The sequence below is a fragment of the Streptomyces sp. NPDC028722 genome, assembly GCF_040637655.1.
In the GTDB taxonomy this organism is placed as follows: domain Bacteria; phylum Actinomycetota; class Actinomycetes; order Streptomycetales; family Streptomycetaceae; genus Streptomyces.
Genome location: NZ_JBEZWU010000004.1, coordinates 189,499 through 204,213 on the forward strand (window position 1 = coordinate 189,499; position 14,715 = coordinate 204,213).

General features: G+C 73.4%; 14 protein-coding genes. 8 read left to right on the top strand and 6 right to left on the bottom strand.

Annotation, left to right across the window (positions count from 1 at the left end; genetic code table 11):
* Positions 1-31 precede the first annotated feature (31 nt).
* The 3 genes from AB0F03_RS08475 to AB0F03_RS08485 all read right to left on the bottom strand — a co-directional run bounded on the left by AB0F03_RS08475 (position 32) and on the right by AB0F03_RS08485 (position 4,000).
* Positions 32-1,003, bottom strand: coding sequence for an aldo/keto reductase (locus tag AB0F03_RS08475; protein WP_361987806.1), 972 nt, complete (start codon positions 1,001-1,003; stop codon positions 32-34).
* 261 nt (positions 1,004-1,264) lie between these two features.
* Positions 1,265-2,698 (bottom strand): argininosuccinate lyase, encoded by a 1,434-nt coding sequence (argH, locus tag AB0F03_RS08480; protein ID WP_361987808.1) that lies wholly within the window; start codon positions 2,696-2,698, stop codon positions 1,265-1,267.
* A 108-nt stretch (positions 2,699-2,806) separates the two neighbouring features.
* Positions 2,807-4,000, bottom strand: a complete 1,194-nt coding sequence (locus AB0F03_RS08485) for an argininosuccinate synthase (protein WP_361987810.1) — start codon at positions 3,998-4,000, stop codon at positions 2,807-2,809.
* 215 nt (positions 4,001-4,215) lie between these two features.
* Between AB0F03_RS08485 and AB0F03_RS08490 the strand changes: the two genes are divergently transcribed.
* The 3 genes from AB0F03_RS08490 to AB0F03_RS08500 all read left to right on the top strand — a co-directional run bounded on the left by AB0F03_RS08490 (position 4,216) and on the right by AB0F03_RS08500 (position 6,507).
* Positions 4,216-5,094, top strand: a complete 879-nt coding sequence (locus AB0F03_RS08490; RefSeq protein ID WP_361987812.1) for a hypothetical protein — start codon at positions 4,216-4,218, stop codon at positions 5,092-5,094.
* Between the two features lie 117 nt (positions 5,095-5,211).
* The gene (locus AB0F03_RS08495) at positions 5,212-5,799 is read left to right on the top strand and encodes a pyridoxamine 5'-phosphate oxidase family protein (protein ID WP_361987814.1); all 588 of its coding nucleotides are present in this window, start codon (positions 5,212-5,214) and stop codon (positions 5,797-5,799) included.
* A 3-nt stretch (positions 5,800-5,802) separates the two neighbouring features.
* The gene (locus AB0F03_RS08500) at positions 5,803-6,507 is read left to right on the top strand and encodes a L,D-transpeptidase family protein (protein WP_361987816.1); all 705 of its coding nucleotides are present in this window, start codon (positions 5,803-5,805) and stop codon (positions 6,505-6,507) included.
* A gap of 150 nt (positions 6,508-6,657) precedes the next feature.
* On the opposite strand, the gene AB0F03_RS08505 is transcribed toward AB0F03_RS08500, so the two are convergent.
* Both AB0F03_RS08505 and AB0F03_RS08510 read right to left on the bottom strand, forming a co-directional pair.
* Positions 6,658-8,175 (bottom strand): HAMP domain-containing sensor histidine kinase, encoded by a 1,518-nt coding sequence (locus AB0F03_RS08505; RefSeq protein WP_361987818.1) that lies wholly within the window; start codon positions 8,173-8,175, stop codon positions 6,658-6,660.
* Entirely contained in the window at positions 8,172-8,912 is a 741-nt protein-coding gene (locus tag AB0F03_RS08510; protein WP_361987820.1) for a response regulator transcription factor, read from the bottom strand. Before AB0F03_RS08510 ends, AB0F03_RS08505 begins: the two co-directional genes overlap by 4 nt.
* 177 nt (positions 8,913-9,089) lie before the next feature.
* Between AB0F03_RS08510 and AB0F03_RS08515 the strand changes: the two genes are divergently transcribed.
* The 5 genes from AB0F03_RS08515 to AB0F03_RS08535 are packed head-to-tail and all read left to right on the top strand — an operon-like array spanning position 9,090 to position 13,933.
* Positions 9,090-10,442, top strand: a complete 1,353-nt coding sequence (locus AB0F03_RS08515) for a ferric reductase-like transmembrane domain-containing protein (protein WP_361987822.1) — start codon at positions 9,090-9,092, stop codon at positions 10,440-10,442.
* A gap of 10 nt (positions 10,443-10,452) precedes the next feature.
* A complete protein-coding gene (locus AB0F03_RS08520) occupies positions 10,453-10,923 on the top strand; it encodes an FMN-binding protein (RefSeq protein WP_361987824.1) in 471 nt (156 codons plus the stop codon).
* A 59-nt stretch (positions 10,924-10,982) separates the two neighbouring features.
* Positions 10,983-12,365 (top strand): ferredoxin reductase family protein, encoded by a 1,383-nt coding sequence (locus AB0F03_RS08525; protein ID WP_361987826.1) that lies wholly within the window; start codon positions 10,983-10,985, stop codon positions 12,363-12,365.
* 16 nt (positions 12,366-12,381) lie between these two features.
* A complete protein-coding gene (locus tag AB0F03_RS08530) occupies positions 12,382-13,137 on the top strand; it encodes an FMN-binding protein (RefSeq protein ID WP_361987828.1) in 756 nt (251 codons plus the stop codon).
* Positions 13,130-13,933 (top strand): FAD:protein FMN transferase, encoded by an 804-nt coding sequence (locus AB0F03_RS08535; RefSeq protein WP_361987829.1) that lies wholly within the window; start codon positions 13,130-13,132, stop codon positions 13,931-13,933. The genes AB0F03_RS08530 and AB0F03_RS08535 overlap by 8 nt, the downstream gene beginning before the upstream one ends.
* 235 nt (positions 13,934-14,168) lie before the next feature.
* Here AB0F03_RS08535 and AB0F03_RS08540 read toward each other — a convergent pair whose 3' ends face one another.
* Positions 14,169-14,714, bottom strand: a complete 546-nt coding sequence (locus tag AB0F03_RS08540) for an arginine repressor (protein ID WP_356824674.1) — start codon at positions 14,712-14,714, stop codon at positions 14,169-14,171.
* Position 14,715: the final 1 nt, after the last annotated feature.

Here is a 14,715-nt window from a genome sequence, read left to right on the forward strand (position 1 = left end):
TCATCCCGGTGGGTCGCGCATTGGGTCGCGGTCAGTGCCAGGGCAGCTGTCCGCGCCGCTCCCAGTAGGCGCGCGGGTCCTCCGCCAGCGTGGCCAAGCGGGCGAGCCGCTCCTCGCCGAGGTCGACGGCGGGGGCGTGCAGGTTGGACGTCAGCTGGGCGACGGTCGCTGCGCCGGAGAGGACCACGCCGGCCCACGGCTGCCGCAGGACCGCGGCGAGGGCCACGGCGTCACAGCCCAGTCCCGTCGCGGCGGCCACCTCCCTCAGCGCGTCCGGGGCGTGCGGTCCGGCCAGCCGGCCGTTGGCCATGCCCTCCTTGACGATCACCGTGAGCCCGGCGTCGTGCGCCTCGGCGAGGGCCGGACCGGCCGAGGTCTCCAGGACGTTGTACGTCGACTGCACGGTACGGAAGAGGGGCTCGCCGCCGACCGTCACGGCGAGCGCGGCGCGGACCGCGTCGGCCTGGGCGGGGCCGCTGGTGGAGAAGCCGACGGTGAGACCGCCGGCGGCGGCGTCCGCCAGCCGGGCGTGGAGATCCTTGTCGGTGAGGGCCGGGCTGTCCGGGGTCACCGAGTGGATCTGGTAGAGGTCGAGCCGGTCGCCGAGCAGGGCGTCGGTCTCGGCGCGCTGACGTTCGTAGGCGGCGAGACTGTGGTCCTTGACCTCGTGCCGGTCGGCGTCGGTGGACCAGCCGGCGGTGTAGGTGTAGCCCCACTTGCTGCCGACGACCACGTCGTCGGTGCCGGGGCGGGCGTTCAGCCAGTCGGCGAGGAACTCCTCGCTGCGGCCGTAGGAGCGGGCCGCGTCGACGTAGCGCACGCCCTGTGCGTAGGCGGCGTCCAGGAGTTCGTGGGTGCGGGCGCGCATCGCCTCGACACCGCGGTCCGGGCCGAGGTCCTCCTCGCGGCCGAGATTGATGTAGCCGGGGCGGCCGACGGCGGCCAGGCCGAGCCCCAGGTGGCAGGTCGGCGTGGTGGCGGTCGCGAGACGGGCGAAGGGCATCGCGGGCTCCGTGGGGTCGGCTCCGGGAGGGGCTTTCGACCAACGTAACCCGCGATGACCTTGGTACGGCCGCCGTGCCGCCCGGGGCGTGCGCGGTTCGTCCCGGGACGGGGTGGTGTGCGGCTCGGGACGGGGTGGTGCGGCTCGGGGACGGGGGGTGGTGCGCGGCTCGGGACGGGGTGGTGCGGCCCGGGGACGCGGGGCGTGCGGCTCGGGGACGCGGGGTGTGCGGCTCGGCGCGTGCCGGGGGCGGCGCCGTCCTCAGCCCTGCTTCCCGGCCGTCGCCCAGGCGTGCTGGCGCGCGAGGTCCGCCTTGACCTCGGCCAGCTGGACGGCGACCGCGCTGGGCGCCGTACCGCCGCGGCCGTTGCGGGAGGCGAGGGAGCCGGGGACGCTGAGGACCGTGCGGACCTCCGGGGTGAGGTGGGCTGAGATCTTCGCGAACTGTTCGTCCGTGAGGTCGTCCAGCTCCTTGCCCTCGGCCTCGGCCGCCTTCACGCACTCGCCGGCCACCTCGTGCGCCACCCGGAACGGCACGCCCTGCCGGACCAGCCACTCGGCGATGTCGGTGGCGAGCGAGAAGCCGGCCGGGGCCAGCTCCGCCATGCGCTCGCGGTGCACCGTGAGGGTGGCGATCATGCCGGTGAAGGCGGGGAGCAGCACCTCCAGCTGGTCGCAGGAGTCGAAGACCGGCTCCTTGTCCTCCTGGAGGTCGCGGTTGTAGGCGAGGGGCAGTGCCTTCAGCGTGGCCAGCAGGCCCGTCAGGTTGCCGATCAGGCGGCCGGACTTGCCGCGGGCCAGCTCGGCGATGTCGGGGTTCTTCTTCTGCGGCATGATCGACGAGCCCGTGGAGAACGCGTCGTGCAGGGTGACGAAGGAGAACTCCTTCGTGTTCCAGATGATGATCTCCTCGGCGATCCGGGAGAGGTTCACGCCGATCATCGCGGTGATGAACGCGAACTCGGCGACGAAGTCCCGGGAGGCCGTGCCGTCGATGGAGTTGCCGACGCTGCCGTGCTCGAAGCCGAGGTCACGCGCGACCGCCTCCGGGTCCAGGCCGAGGGAGGAACCCGCGAGGGCGCCGGAGCCGTACGGCGACACCGCCGTCCGCTCGTCCCACTGACGCAGCCGCTCGGCGTCCCGGGACAGGGACTGCACATGGGCGAGGACGTGGTGGGCGAAGAGCACCGGCTGGGCGTGCTGGAGGTGGGTGCGGCCGGGCATCGCCACGTCGGGGTGCGCCTCGGCGAGGCCGACGAGCGCGTCCTGGAGGTCGGCGATCAGGCCGCCGATGATCCGGGCGTGGTCGCGCAGGTACATCCGGAAGAGGGTGGCGACCTGGTCGTTCCGGGACCGTCCGGCCCGCAGCTTGCCGCCGAGGTCGGGACCGAGGCGTTCCAGCAGCCCGCGCTCCAGCGCCGTGTGGACGTCCTCGTCGGCGACGGTGCCCACGAAGGCGCCTGAGGCCACGTCCGCCTCCAGCCGGTCGAGACCGTCGGTCATGCGGGCCAGCTCGTCCTCGGTGAGGAGCCCCGCGGTGTGCAGCACGCGCGCGTGGGCACGCGAACCGGCGATGTCGTAGGGCGCGAGCCGCCAGTCGAAGTGGACGGACGCGGACAGCCTGGCCAGGGCCTCGGCGGGACCGTCGGCGAAACGGCCGCCCCAGAGCCGTACGTCACCGCTGTTGCTGCTCACTTGCGTTGCTCCTCGAAGTCTCGGTGGGCCACCGTCTCCCGACTCTTCCAGGCGGTCGGGCGGCTGTCAGGCTGTTGCGTGCGGGACGACCCGAAGGCCGTACGGCGGTTACGCCGGGCCGCGCTTGGCGGCGATCTTCGACGACAGGCTGTAGATGTCGATGAAGCCCTTGGCCGCGGACTGGTCGAAGGTGTCACCGGTGTCGTAGGTCGCGAGGTCGAAGTCGTACAGCGAGGCCTCGGAGCGGCGGCCGGTGACGACCGCGCGGCCACCGTGCAGGGTCATCCGGATGTCGCCGCTGACGTGCCGGCTGGCCTCGTCGACGAAGCCGTCCAGGGCGCGCTTGAGCGGGGAGAACCACTGGCCGTCGTAGACCAGTTCGCCCCAGCGCTGCTCGACCTGGCGCTTGTAGCGGGCGAGTTCCCGCTCGACGGTGACGTTCTCCAGCTCCTGGTGGGCGGTGATCAGGGCGATCGCGCCGGGCGCCTCGTACACCTCGCGGGACTTGATGCCGACGAGGCGGTCCTCGACCATGTCGATCCGGCCGACGCCCTGGGCGCCGGCGCGCTCGTTGAGCTGCTGGACGGCCTGGAGCACGGTGACGGGCCGGCCGTCGAGGGCGACCGGGACGCCCGCCTCGAAGGTGATGACCACCTCGTCGGCCTCGCGCGGGACGGCCGGGTCGGCGGTGTACTCGTAGACGTCCTCGGTCGGGGCGTTCCAGATGTCCTCCAGGAAGCCCGTCTCGACGGCGCGCCCGAAGACGTTCTGGTCGATGGAGTACGGGGACTTCCTGGTGGTGGCGATGGGGAGCTGCTTGCGCTCGCAGAAGTCGATCGCCCGGTCGCGGGTCATCGCGTAGTCGCGGACCGGGGCGATGCAGGTGAGGCCGGGGGCGAGGGCGGCGATGCCGGCCTCGAAGCGGACCTGGTCGTTGCCCTTGCCGGTGCAGCCGTGGGCGACCGTGGTGGCGCCGTGCTTCTCGGCGGCGGCGACGAGGTGCTTGACGATCACCGGCCGGGACAGGGCGGAGACCAGCGGGTAGCGGTCCATGTAGAGGGCGTTGGCCTTGATGGCGGGGAGGCAGTACCCGTCGGCGAACTCGTCCCGGGCGTCGGCGACCTCGGCCTCGACGGCCCCGCAGGCGAGGGCGCGCTTGCGGATGACGTCCAGGTCCTCGCCGCCCTGGCCGACGTCCACCGCGACGGCGATGACCTCGGCACCCGTCTCCTCGGCGATCCAGCCGATGGCGACGGAGGTGTCCAGACCGCCCGAGTAGGCGAGTACGACGCGCTCGGTCACGGGTTTCTCCTCACACTGCTTTCGCTGACTACCTGCATGAGTATGCAGTGTTCTGCATGATTCGTCAATGAGCACGACCGCTGAGAGAGATCGCCGGGGAGGCTGAACGGATGAAACCGCTTTCCCGTACTCCCCTGCGCACGCAGGCGCCGCGTTGCCCGGGCCCCGTCACCAGGGGCCGACCCGACCCACCTCCGACCCGAGTGAGGCATCGCATGTCCAGGGCTCTCCCGAAGTACAACCAGCGTCGCGTGGCGGTCATCGGCGGCGCTGCCGCCGTGGTGCTGTCCGGCGCGGTGATCGCCGGCTCGGCCCTCGCCGGCACCCCCGCCAAGAGCGACGGCGCCACGGGCGCGCGCACCCTCGCGAGCCCCGGGACGATCACGTGCCCGGACGTCGCCTCGAAGCTTCCCGCCGTGCCCGCCTCCGCCAAGGCCGAGGTCGACCGCAACCTCACCCTCCTCCAGACCCAGATCCAGGAAGCGAACACACGCCTGCGCGACACCGTCGGCCAGGGCGGACCCAACTTCGTCGACAACGCCATCCTCGGACCCCTCAAGGACAAACGCGCCTCCACCATCGACCGCATCGCCATCAGCATCGGCCGCAAGAGCACCAAGCCCACCGGCCTGGACCCCCTGGCCGCCTGCGCGCTGAACGCGGGCGGCACCGACACGGCCGGCGGCGCGGGAACCGGTGCCGCCACGCCCGGCACGGGCGCGACCGGGCAGTCGGGCACCGGGCAGGCGGACACCGGCGCGGGCACCGGGGCGACGGCCGGCTCCGGCGGGAGCACCGGGGCGGGCACGATCACGTGCCCGGACGTCGCCTCGAAGCTTCCCGCCGTGCCCGCCTCCGCCAAGGCCGAGGTCGACCGCAACCTCACCCTCCTCCAGACCCAGATCCAGGAAGCGAACACACGCCTGCGCAACACCGTCGGCCAGGGCGGACCCAACTTCGTCGACAACGCCATCCTCGGACCCCTCAAGGACAAACGCGCCTCCACCATCGACCGCATCGCCATCAGCATCGGCCGCAAGAGCACCAAGCCCACCGGCCTGGGCTCCCTGGCCGCCTGCACCCTCACGAAGTGAGGTAGCGCAGAGCGTGGCCGCCCCGACGAACGCCGGCCGGGGCGGCCGTGGCGGGACCCCTCGCCGGCCGGTCAATTCCTCTGACAGGCAGACGCCTCACGGCGATACTCGGCTGCCATGGGAAAAACCTATGAACGCATAGACGGCAGGCTGCGCACGTTCATCGAACGGCAGCCCCTCTTCTTCACCGCGACCGCCCCCCTCTCCGGCGACGGCACGGTCAACCTCTCCCCCAAGGGCCTGCGGGGCTCCTTCGTCGTGCTGGACGAACTCACCGTGGCCTACCTGGACTTCGCCGGGTCCACCGCCGAGACGATCGCGCACCTGCGGGAGAACGGGCGGATCACGCTGATGTGGTGCGCCTTCCAGGGGCCGCCGAACATCGTGCGCGTGCACGGCCGCGGCGAGCCGGTCTTCCGCGACGACCCGCGCTTCCCGGAGCTGCTCGCCCGCTTCCCCGACATCGACCCGAGCGCGCACGGCCTGCGCGCGGTCATCGTCGTCCACGCGGAACGGATCCGCGACAGCTGCGGCTACGCCGTCCCCCACATGGCGTACGAGGAGGACCGCGAGCTGCACGGAAAGCGGTTCGCGCGCGAGGACGACACCTCCCTGAGCGCCTACTTCGCGAAGAAGGAACACATCGCTACAAGCCTGGACGGACTACCCGGGCTGCCGTTGCCGCTGCCGCCGTCTACCGTCTGAGCCATGCGCCCCGGTGTGGTCCTCGCCCTCGTCCCGGCCTCCTGCCTCGCCCTGCTCGGCGTCGCGCCCGTGCCCGGGCCGGTGCCGCTGCCCGCGCGGATGGCCGACACGGGCGGCGGCGGCCAGCTGATCACCGCCGAGGCTCCGGACACCGACGCCACGGCGGGCACGGTCACCTGGTGGGACCTGCGGGAGGGGCAGTGGATCCGGGCCGGGTCCGCACCGGCGCGGTTCGGGGCCCACGGGCTGGTGGCGGGGGGCGCCCGCAGCCAGGGCACGAACACCACACCGACCGGGCTGTACGGCCTCCCCTTCGGCTTCGGGATCGAGCCGGCACCGGCCGGGACGAGCGTCACCTACCGTCGCGTGCGGGAGAGTTCCTGGTGGTGCGAGGACAACGAGTCGGCGGCGTACAACCGGTGGACGGACCCGCTGCCGGACGACTGCCGTGCCGACCGGTCCGAGCATCTGATCTCCTACGGGACGCAGTACGCGTACGGCCTCGTCGTCGGCTTCAACTACGACCGGCCGGTGCGGGGCCGGGGCGCCGGCATCTTCCTGCACGTCAACGGGCAGGGCGCGACGGCCGGCTGTGTGTCGGTCCCGGAGGACGCCATGCGGCAGATCCTGCGGTGGGCCCGGCCGGACCAACGCCCGCACCTCGCCATCAGCACGGTGAGCGGGGCGACGGCGGTCGCCCGGTACTGAGGTGCCGGTCACCCGGCGCCGAGGTGCCGGTCACCCGGTACTGAGGTGCCGGTCATCGGTCGTTGAGGTGCCGGCCACCGGGCGTCGAGGGCGCCGTCCGGATGCTGACGACACCCGGTGCCGTCCCGACAGCGTCGCCCGGCGCGGTTCTCAGGCCGGCAGGCGGACCGTGAACGTCGTGGTGCCCGGGGCGCTGTCCAGGTCCACGCTTCCGCCGTGCGCCTCCACCACCGCCGACACGATCGAGAGGCCGAGTCCCGCTCCCCCGCCGGACGCGTCCGGGTGGCGGCGGTGTTCCGCGCGGGTGAAGCGCTCGAAGACGGCGGACCGGATGTCGTCGGGGACGCCGGGCCCGTCGTCGTGGACGCGGAGGCGGACCGTGCCTGCGTCGGTCGCGTCGTCGGTCGCGTCGGTCGCCCCGTCGGTCGCCAGGGTGACCGTCACCGTCGTGCCCACGGGTGTGTGCCCACGCGCGTTGGCCAACAGGTTGGCCAACACCTGGTGGAGGCGGTGCGCGTCCCCCGGCACCGTCACCGGCTCCTCGGGCAGGTCCAGGACCCAGTGGTGGCCGGGGCCCGCGGCCCGGGCGTCCGTGACCGCGTCCAGGACCAGACGGGTCACGTCGACCGGGTCGCGCTCCAGCGGCCGGCCGGCGTCCAGGCGGGCCAGCAGGAGCAGCTCGTCGACCATCCCGCCCATGCGGGCGGACTCGGCCGCGATGCGTTCCAGGGCGCGTGACACCTCGGGCGGCACCGGGCCGGGGTGCAGCAGGGCCAGCTCGGCGTGGCCGCGGACCGAGGCGACCGGGGTGCGCAGTTCGTGGCTGGCGTCGGCGGCGAAGCGGCGCAGCCGCTCCTCGACCGCGTGCCGCTTGGTCAGCGCGTCCTCCACGTGGCCGAGCATGCGGTTGAACGCCGTGGCCACCCGCCCGATCTCGCTGCGCGGATCGGCGTCCGGCGCCCGCGACGGGAGCGTGACCTCGCCGCTGGCCAGCGGCAGCTCACTGACCCGGGTGGCGGTGGCCGCGACCCGGCTCAGCGGCCGGAGCGACCAGCGCACCCAGCACGCCCCGGCCACCCCGGTCACCACCAGGGCCAGGCCGAAGACGATCCCGGCGACCAGCTCCAGCCGGTGGACCGTGGCCTCCACCGGCTCCAGCGGCAGCCCGGCGATCAGCACGTCGCCGTCCCGGCCGGCGGAGGCGACGACACGGTAGTCGTGCAGGGCGGAGAGCGGGACGGTGTGGGGCCTGCCGTCGACCGGCACCCGGGCCAGCCGCGCGGCGTCCCCGGCGGTCAGGTCGACGCGCAGGTCCGCGGAGGGGTCGCCGGAGCGGATCAGCCCCCGGTGGGTGACCGTGCCGTTCACCAGACGGGCGCCGAAGGTGCCGGTCGCCGTCCGGCGGGTGTCGGCGTTCTCGTCGCCGTCGTGGTCGTCGGGGAGGCGGCCGGGGTGTTCCAGGCTGGCCGGGAAGCGGGTGCCGACCTGGCTGAGCTGCTCGTCCAGGCGCTGGGTGAGGAAGCCGTCGAGTTCGACGACGGCGGCCAGTCCGACGGCCGCGCAGCTCACGGCCAGCAGGACCACCAGGCCGGCGGTGAGCCGGGCCCGCAGGGAACGGGGGCGGGGCAGGCGGCGTACGGCGCGGGGCAGCCCGCGTACGGCGTTCACCTGGTCACCGGCTTGAGGACGTAACCGGCGCCGCGCACCGTGTGGATCATGGGGTCGCGGCCCGCGTCGAGCTTCTTGCGCAGGTAGGAGATGTACAGCTCGACCACATGGGCCCGGCCGCCGAAGTCGTAGGACCAGACCCGGTCGAGGATCTGCGCCTTGCTGAGCACCCGGCGCGGGTTGCGCATGAGGAAGCGGAGGAGTTCGAACTCGGTCGGCGACAGCTCGATCAGCTCTCCGGCCCGGGTCACCTCGCGGGCGTCCTCGTCCATCACGAGATCGCCGACGGTCAGCCGCGGTCCCTCGTCCGGCCGGCGGGCCATGCCGGCGCGGCGCAGCAGGCCCCGCAGCCGGGCCACGACCTCCTCCAGGCTGAACGGTTTGGTGACGTAGTCGTCGCCGCCCGCCGTGATCCCGGCGATCCGGTCCTCCACCGCGTCCCGGGCGGTCAGGAAGAGCACGCACACGTCGGGCTTGACCTCGTGCAGACGGCGCAGCACCGCGAAGCCGTCGGTGTCGGGGAGCATCACGTCGAGGACGACGGCGTCGGGCAGCAGTTCGCGGGCGGCGGCTAGGGCGGCGGCGCCGTCACCGGCCGCGCGGACCTGCCAGCCCTCGTAGCGCAGGGCGCCGGTGAGGACCTCGGCGAGGTCGGGGTCGTCATCGACGACGAGGACGCGCAACGGGGTGCCGTCGGGGCGGGTGAGGGCCGGGCGGCCGGAGCGGGTGGTGTTCATCGCGTCTCCAGCATCGCTCGTCGCCGATGGCGCGGGCGGGCCGGCCCCCTCTGAGTTTCCTCTGAGTCCGCTCAGGAGAGGCCCGCTCAAAGGTCCCTGAGAGGTTCGGCCCGCACAGTGGCCCGGAAGGACGGACGACGGACGGCGAGGACGGATGACGACGGACGGTGAGGGCCGATGACGACGGTGGATGCGCGGCGGACGGCTCCGCCGCCGCTCGTGACGGGCCGGCGCTCCCCCGCGGGAGCCGTGCTGGCCCTGCTGTGGGCGGGGGCCGCGGCGGTGATCGCGCTGTGGTGGACGGACACCGGGGCGGTGGTCGGCGCGGCCGGCGGGCTGACCGGGGCCGGGCGGATCGCCGGGCTGCTGTGCGGGTACACCTGTGCGGTGCTGGTCGGGCTGATGGCCCGGGTCCCGCTGCTGGAGACGCGGGTCGGCTCGGACCGGGTGGCGCGCTGGCACGCGATGGCCGGCCGGTACACGGTGTGCCTGCTCGTCGTGCACATCGTGCTGATCCTCGCCGGATACGCCGCCCAGGACCGGGCCTCGCTCTGGCACGAGACGGTCACCGTCGTCCTGGACTACCCGGACATGCTGAAGGCCACCGCCGGCACCGTCATGCTCCTGGCGGCCGGCGTCACCTCGGCCCGTGCGGTGCGCCGCCGCACCGGCTACGAGTTCTGGTACTACGTCCACCTGCTCACGTACGCGGCCGTCTTCCTCGCCTTCGGCCACCAGCTCGCGCTCGGTGAGCAGTTCAGCGGCGGGCCGGCCGCCACCGCCGCCTGGTACGCGCTGTACCTGGGCGTGGCCGCCCTGGTGCTGTGGTTCCGCGTCCTCACCCCGGTCCGGCTCAACCTGCGCCACCAGCTGCGGGTGGACTCGGTGCACCAGGAGGCACCGGGTGTGTACTCCGTCGTCGTACGCGGCCGGTTCCTGGAGGAACTGGGGGCGCGGCCGGGGCAGTTCTTCCGCTGGCGGTTCCTGGCAGAGGGCCTGAGCCGGACGTCGACGCCGTACTCCCTGTCGGCGCCGCCGCGCCCCGGGCTGCTGCGCATCACCGTCAAGGCGCTCGGCGGCCACAGCGCGGCCGTCTGCCTGCTGCGCCCCGGCACCCGGGTGTGGGCCGAGGGCCCGTACGGTTCCCTGACCGCCGACCGGGCCACCGGCCGGCCCACCCTGCTGATAGCGGCCGGTGTCGGCATCACCCCGCTGCGGGCGCTTTTCGAGACGCTGCCCGGCGAGGTCACCCTGCTCTACCGGGCGCGCTCGGTGGAGGACCTGGCGCTGGGCGGCGAGCTGGAGGCGATCGCCCGCCGGCGCGGGGCGCGGGTGCGGTACGCGCTGAACGGCCCCCACGGCGAGCGCCCGGACCTGACCGCCGGGTCGCTGAGCGCGGCCTTCCCCGGGCTGGCCGGCCACGACGTCTACCTCTGCGGCCCGCACGGCTTCGCGCAGGACCTGTACCGGGCACTGCGGACGGCCGGGGTGCCCGACCGCCGTATCCACCACGAGTCGTTCGAACTGTGAGGCAGACACCGTGCATCCGCTGAGGAAGAACCGTCCGTTCCGCCGGATCGTGCTGGCCGGTGCCGCGACCGTCTCCGGGATGGTGCTGCTGCTGTCGCTGAAGCCGCACACGAGCCCGGTCCTCACCGCCGGCTCGCACGCACCGGCGCCGGTGAGCAGCGCCGCCGGTGCCTCCCCGGGGGCGACGCGGGCGCCCGTCACCGGCACGAGGAACGTCACCGGCGACACCGTCCGGACCCGCTGGGGTCCGGTCCAGGTGCGCGTGACGCTGGGGAACGGCAGGCTCACGGACGTCACCGCCGTCAGCTACCCGCAGGACAACCCGCGCGACCAGGAGATCAACGGCTACGCCCTCCCCCAGCTGCGGCGGGAGGCGCTGACCGCGCAGAGCGCGCAGATCGACACCGTATCGGGAGCCACGTACACCAGTGACGGCTACCGCCAGTCACTCCAGTCCGCGCTGGACTCGGCGGGCCTCTGAACACCCGGCGCAGCCGGCACGTATCTGTGGGCCAAGGGTCAAGTCCCCACGGAGGAACAGTGACCACCACGCTCGCAGGCGGACGTGCCGCCCGCCGACAGACCATGCGCCGCATCCGTCCGCGCCGCTCCCCGGCCGTCCCGCTGCTGCTCGCCGTCTGGGCGGGCGCGGCGGCCGTGCTGTGGCTCTGGTGGCACGACACGCCCGCCATCGGCGACGACACCGGCCGGATCCTCAACGCGGGCCGGATCACCGGCCTGCTGGCCGGCTATCTGATGGCGCTGGTCGTGCTCCAGATGGCGCGGGTCCCGGCCCTGGAGCGGCGGGTCGGCTCCGACCGGGTGGCCCGCTGGCACGCGATGAGCGGCCGGTACACGCTGTGCCTGATCGTCGCGCACGTCTTCCTCACCATGTGGGGGTACGCGCTCCAGGCCGGCAGGTCGCTCGGTGACATCGTGCGGCAGACCGTCGACTCAGTCGAACAGCTGCCGGACATGGGCAAGGCCGCGATCGGCACGGGCCTGTTCGTCGTCATCGGCCTGTCGTCCGTCGGCCCGGTCCGCCGCCGGCTGCCGTACGACGGCTGGTACCACGTGCACCTGCTGACGTACGCGGCCGTGTTCCTGACGTTCTGGCACCAGATCACCACCGGCAACGACTTCGCGGTCGAGCCCGCCGCCAAGACCTTCTGGTACGGGCTGTACGGCGTGGTCACCGCGCTCGTCCTCTGGTACCGCGTGCTCACCCCGCTCCGCCTGAACCTCCGGCACCGCATGCGGGTCGAGGCCGTCATCGAGGAGACGCCCGGCATCGTGTCGGTGCTGATCGGCGGGCGGAGACTGCACCGGATGGGCGCGGAGGCGGGCCAGTTCTTCCGCTGGCGGTTCCTGGCCCCCGGGATGCGCTTCAGCTCCCACCCGTACTCCCTCTCCGCCGCGCCGCGTCCCGGCATGCTGCGGATCACGGTGAAGGCGATCGGCGACCACAGCGCCCGGCTGCGCGAGCTGACGCCCGGGACGAAGGTGTGGGCGGAGGGACCGTACGGCGCGCTCACCGCCCAGCGCCGCAGCCGGGGCAAGGTGCTGCTGGTCGCGGGCGGGGTGGGCATCACGCCGATGCGCGCGCTGTTCGAGACGCTGCCCGGGGCCGCCGGTGACATCACCCTCCTCTACCGGGCCAACACCACCCAGGACCTGGCCCTGTGGGACGAGCTGGCGTCGATCGCCACGGAGCGGGACGCCCGGCTGATGTACGCGGTGAACAGCCCGGAGGGCGAGCGGCCGGACATCTCCGCGGAGAGCCTCCAGCGGAAGATCCCGGACATCGACCGGCACGACGTGTTCATGTGCGGCCCGCCGGGGTTCGCGCAGTCGGTGTACGAGGCACTGCGCGGCGCCGGGGTTCCCGCCCGCCGTATCCACCACGAGTCGTTCGAGATGTGAGCGGAGCAGCGAAGCGATGAGGAAGAGCCATCCCGTTCGGCGGGTCGTACTGGCCACCGCGGCGACCGTGTCCGGTGTCGTGCTGCTGCTGGCGCTGAAACCCGCGTCGGACCCGGCCGCCGCGTCGGCGGCGGGCGCGGCCCCGCGGCAGCCGGTGGCGGGGCAGGAGCCGCAGGGCGGCGGACAGGCCCGGGCGGGCTCCGGCACGGTGACCGGGGACGCGGCGCGGACCCAGTACGGGGCCGTGCAGGTACGGATCACCGTCGCCGGCGGGAAGATCACCAAAGCCGAGGCGGTGCAGGCCCCCAAGGGCGGCCTCAGCGACCAGAAGACCCAGCTCGCCGTCCCCCGCCTCAACCAGGAAGCCGTCACCGCGGGCACCGCACACATCGACACCGTCTCCGGCGCCACCTACACCAGCGAGGGCTACCGCACATCGCTCCAGTCAGCCCTGGACCGGATGAAGTCCGCGTCCCCGGGCGCCACCGGCTCGGCGCAGGCCCGTACGGTCACCGGGAAGGCGGCACAGACCCAGTACGGGGCCGTGCAGGTACGGATCACCGTGACCGGCGGGAAGATCACCAAAGCCGAGGCGGTCCAGGCCCCCAAAGGCGGCCTCAGCGACCAGAAGACCCAGCTCGCCGTCCCCCGCCTCAACCAGGAAGCCGTCACCGCGGGCACCGCACACATCGACACCGTCTCCGGCGCCACCTACACCAGCGAGGGCTACCGCACATCGCTCCAGTCAGCCCTGGACCAGGCCGGTGGCTGACACGGTGACCGGGCCGGCGCGGACCCCCGCCGCGGTGCGTCACGCGGAGGAGGTCATGGGGACCGTCTTCTCCTTCGACATCCGTGGCGGGGCACCGTCCGCGGTCCGGGCTGCGCTCGACGAGGCCGTCGCCGGGCTGCACCGGGCGGACACGCTCTTCAGCACGTACCGGGAGGACAGCGAGGTGTCCCGGCTGGCCCGCGGTGAGCTGGACGTCGCCCGGTGCGCTCCCGAGGTGGCCCAGGTGCTGGAGCTGGCGGCCGAGGCGGAACGGGTGAGCGAGGGGTGGTTCAGCACCCGGTACCAGGGCTCCCTCGACCCCACCGGGATCGTCAAGGGCTGGGCCGCCGAGCGGGCGGCGCGGCTGATCGGCGCGGTCGAGGGGGTGTGCGGGGTCAGCGTCAACGGGGGCGGCGACGTACAGATGCTGGGCGCGCCGGAGCCGCGGCGGCCCTGGCGGGCCGGAGTGGCCGATCCGCTGCGGCCCGGCGGGCTGGCGGCGGTGATCTCGGCTGCCGGAGCGGAGGAGCTGTCGGTGGCGACGTCCGGTACGGCGGAACGGGGCGCGCACATCATCGACCCGCGCACGGGCCGGCCGGCGGTGACCGACCTGGTCGCCGTGACCGTGGTCGGACCACGCCTGACCTGGGCCGACTGCTGGGCCACGGCGGCCTTCGCGATGGGCTCACGCGCGGCCCTGACCTGGCTGGAGTCCCTGCCGGACACAGAGGCCCTCCTGATCACAGCAGGCGACGAGGTCCGCTGCACAGCAGGCCTCCCCACAAAACTAGGCTGACCCCCACCCCCCTCAGGGGCGCGAGGAACTGCGCGACCGGCCCACGACGACCCGCACCCGAAAACGGACGCCCACCCCCACAGGGGCGCGGGGAACTGCGCGACCAGCCCACAACGACCCGCACCCGAAAACGGACGCCCACCCCCCAGGGGCGCGGGGAACTGCGCGACCAGCCCCCACGGACCCGCACCCGGCAACAAACAGCCACCCCCGCCCCCGCCACCCCGCGGAGCGCTCAGTGGCTGTTCTGGGCCAGCCGCAGCAAATGGTCCGCCAACGCCTGCCCCCCACCCGGATCCCGGCTGATCAACAGCAACGTGTCGTCCCCGGCGATCGTGCCGAGGATGTCATGCAGCTCCGCCTGGTCGATCGCCGAGGCGAGGAACTGGGCCGCGCCGGGCGGCGTACGCAGGACCACGAGGTTCGCCGAGGCCTCCGCGGAGATCAGCAGCTCCTGCGACAGGCGCCGCATCCGCTCCTCCTTCGCCGACCCGCCCAGCGGAGCCCGCGGCGTACGGAAGCCGCCCTCGCTCGGCACCGCGTAGATCAGGTCACCGTCGGCGTTGCGGATCTTGACCGCGTTCAGTTCGTCGAGGTCCCGCGACAGCGTCGCCTGCGTGACGCTCAGCCCGTCGTCCGCGAGCAGCTTCGCCAGCTGGCTCTGCGACCGCACGGGCTGCCGGTTGAGGATGTCCACGATCCGGCCGTGCCGTGCGGTGCGGGTCTGCGGCACGCCGGGTCCGGCTCCCGCCGCCTGCTCGTGGTCCTGCGCGTGGCTCATC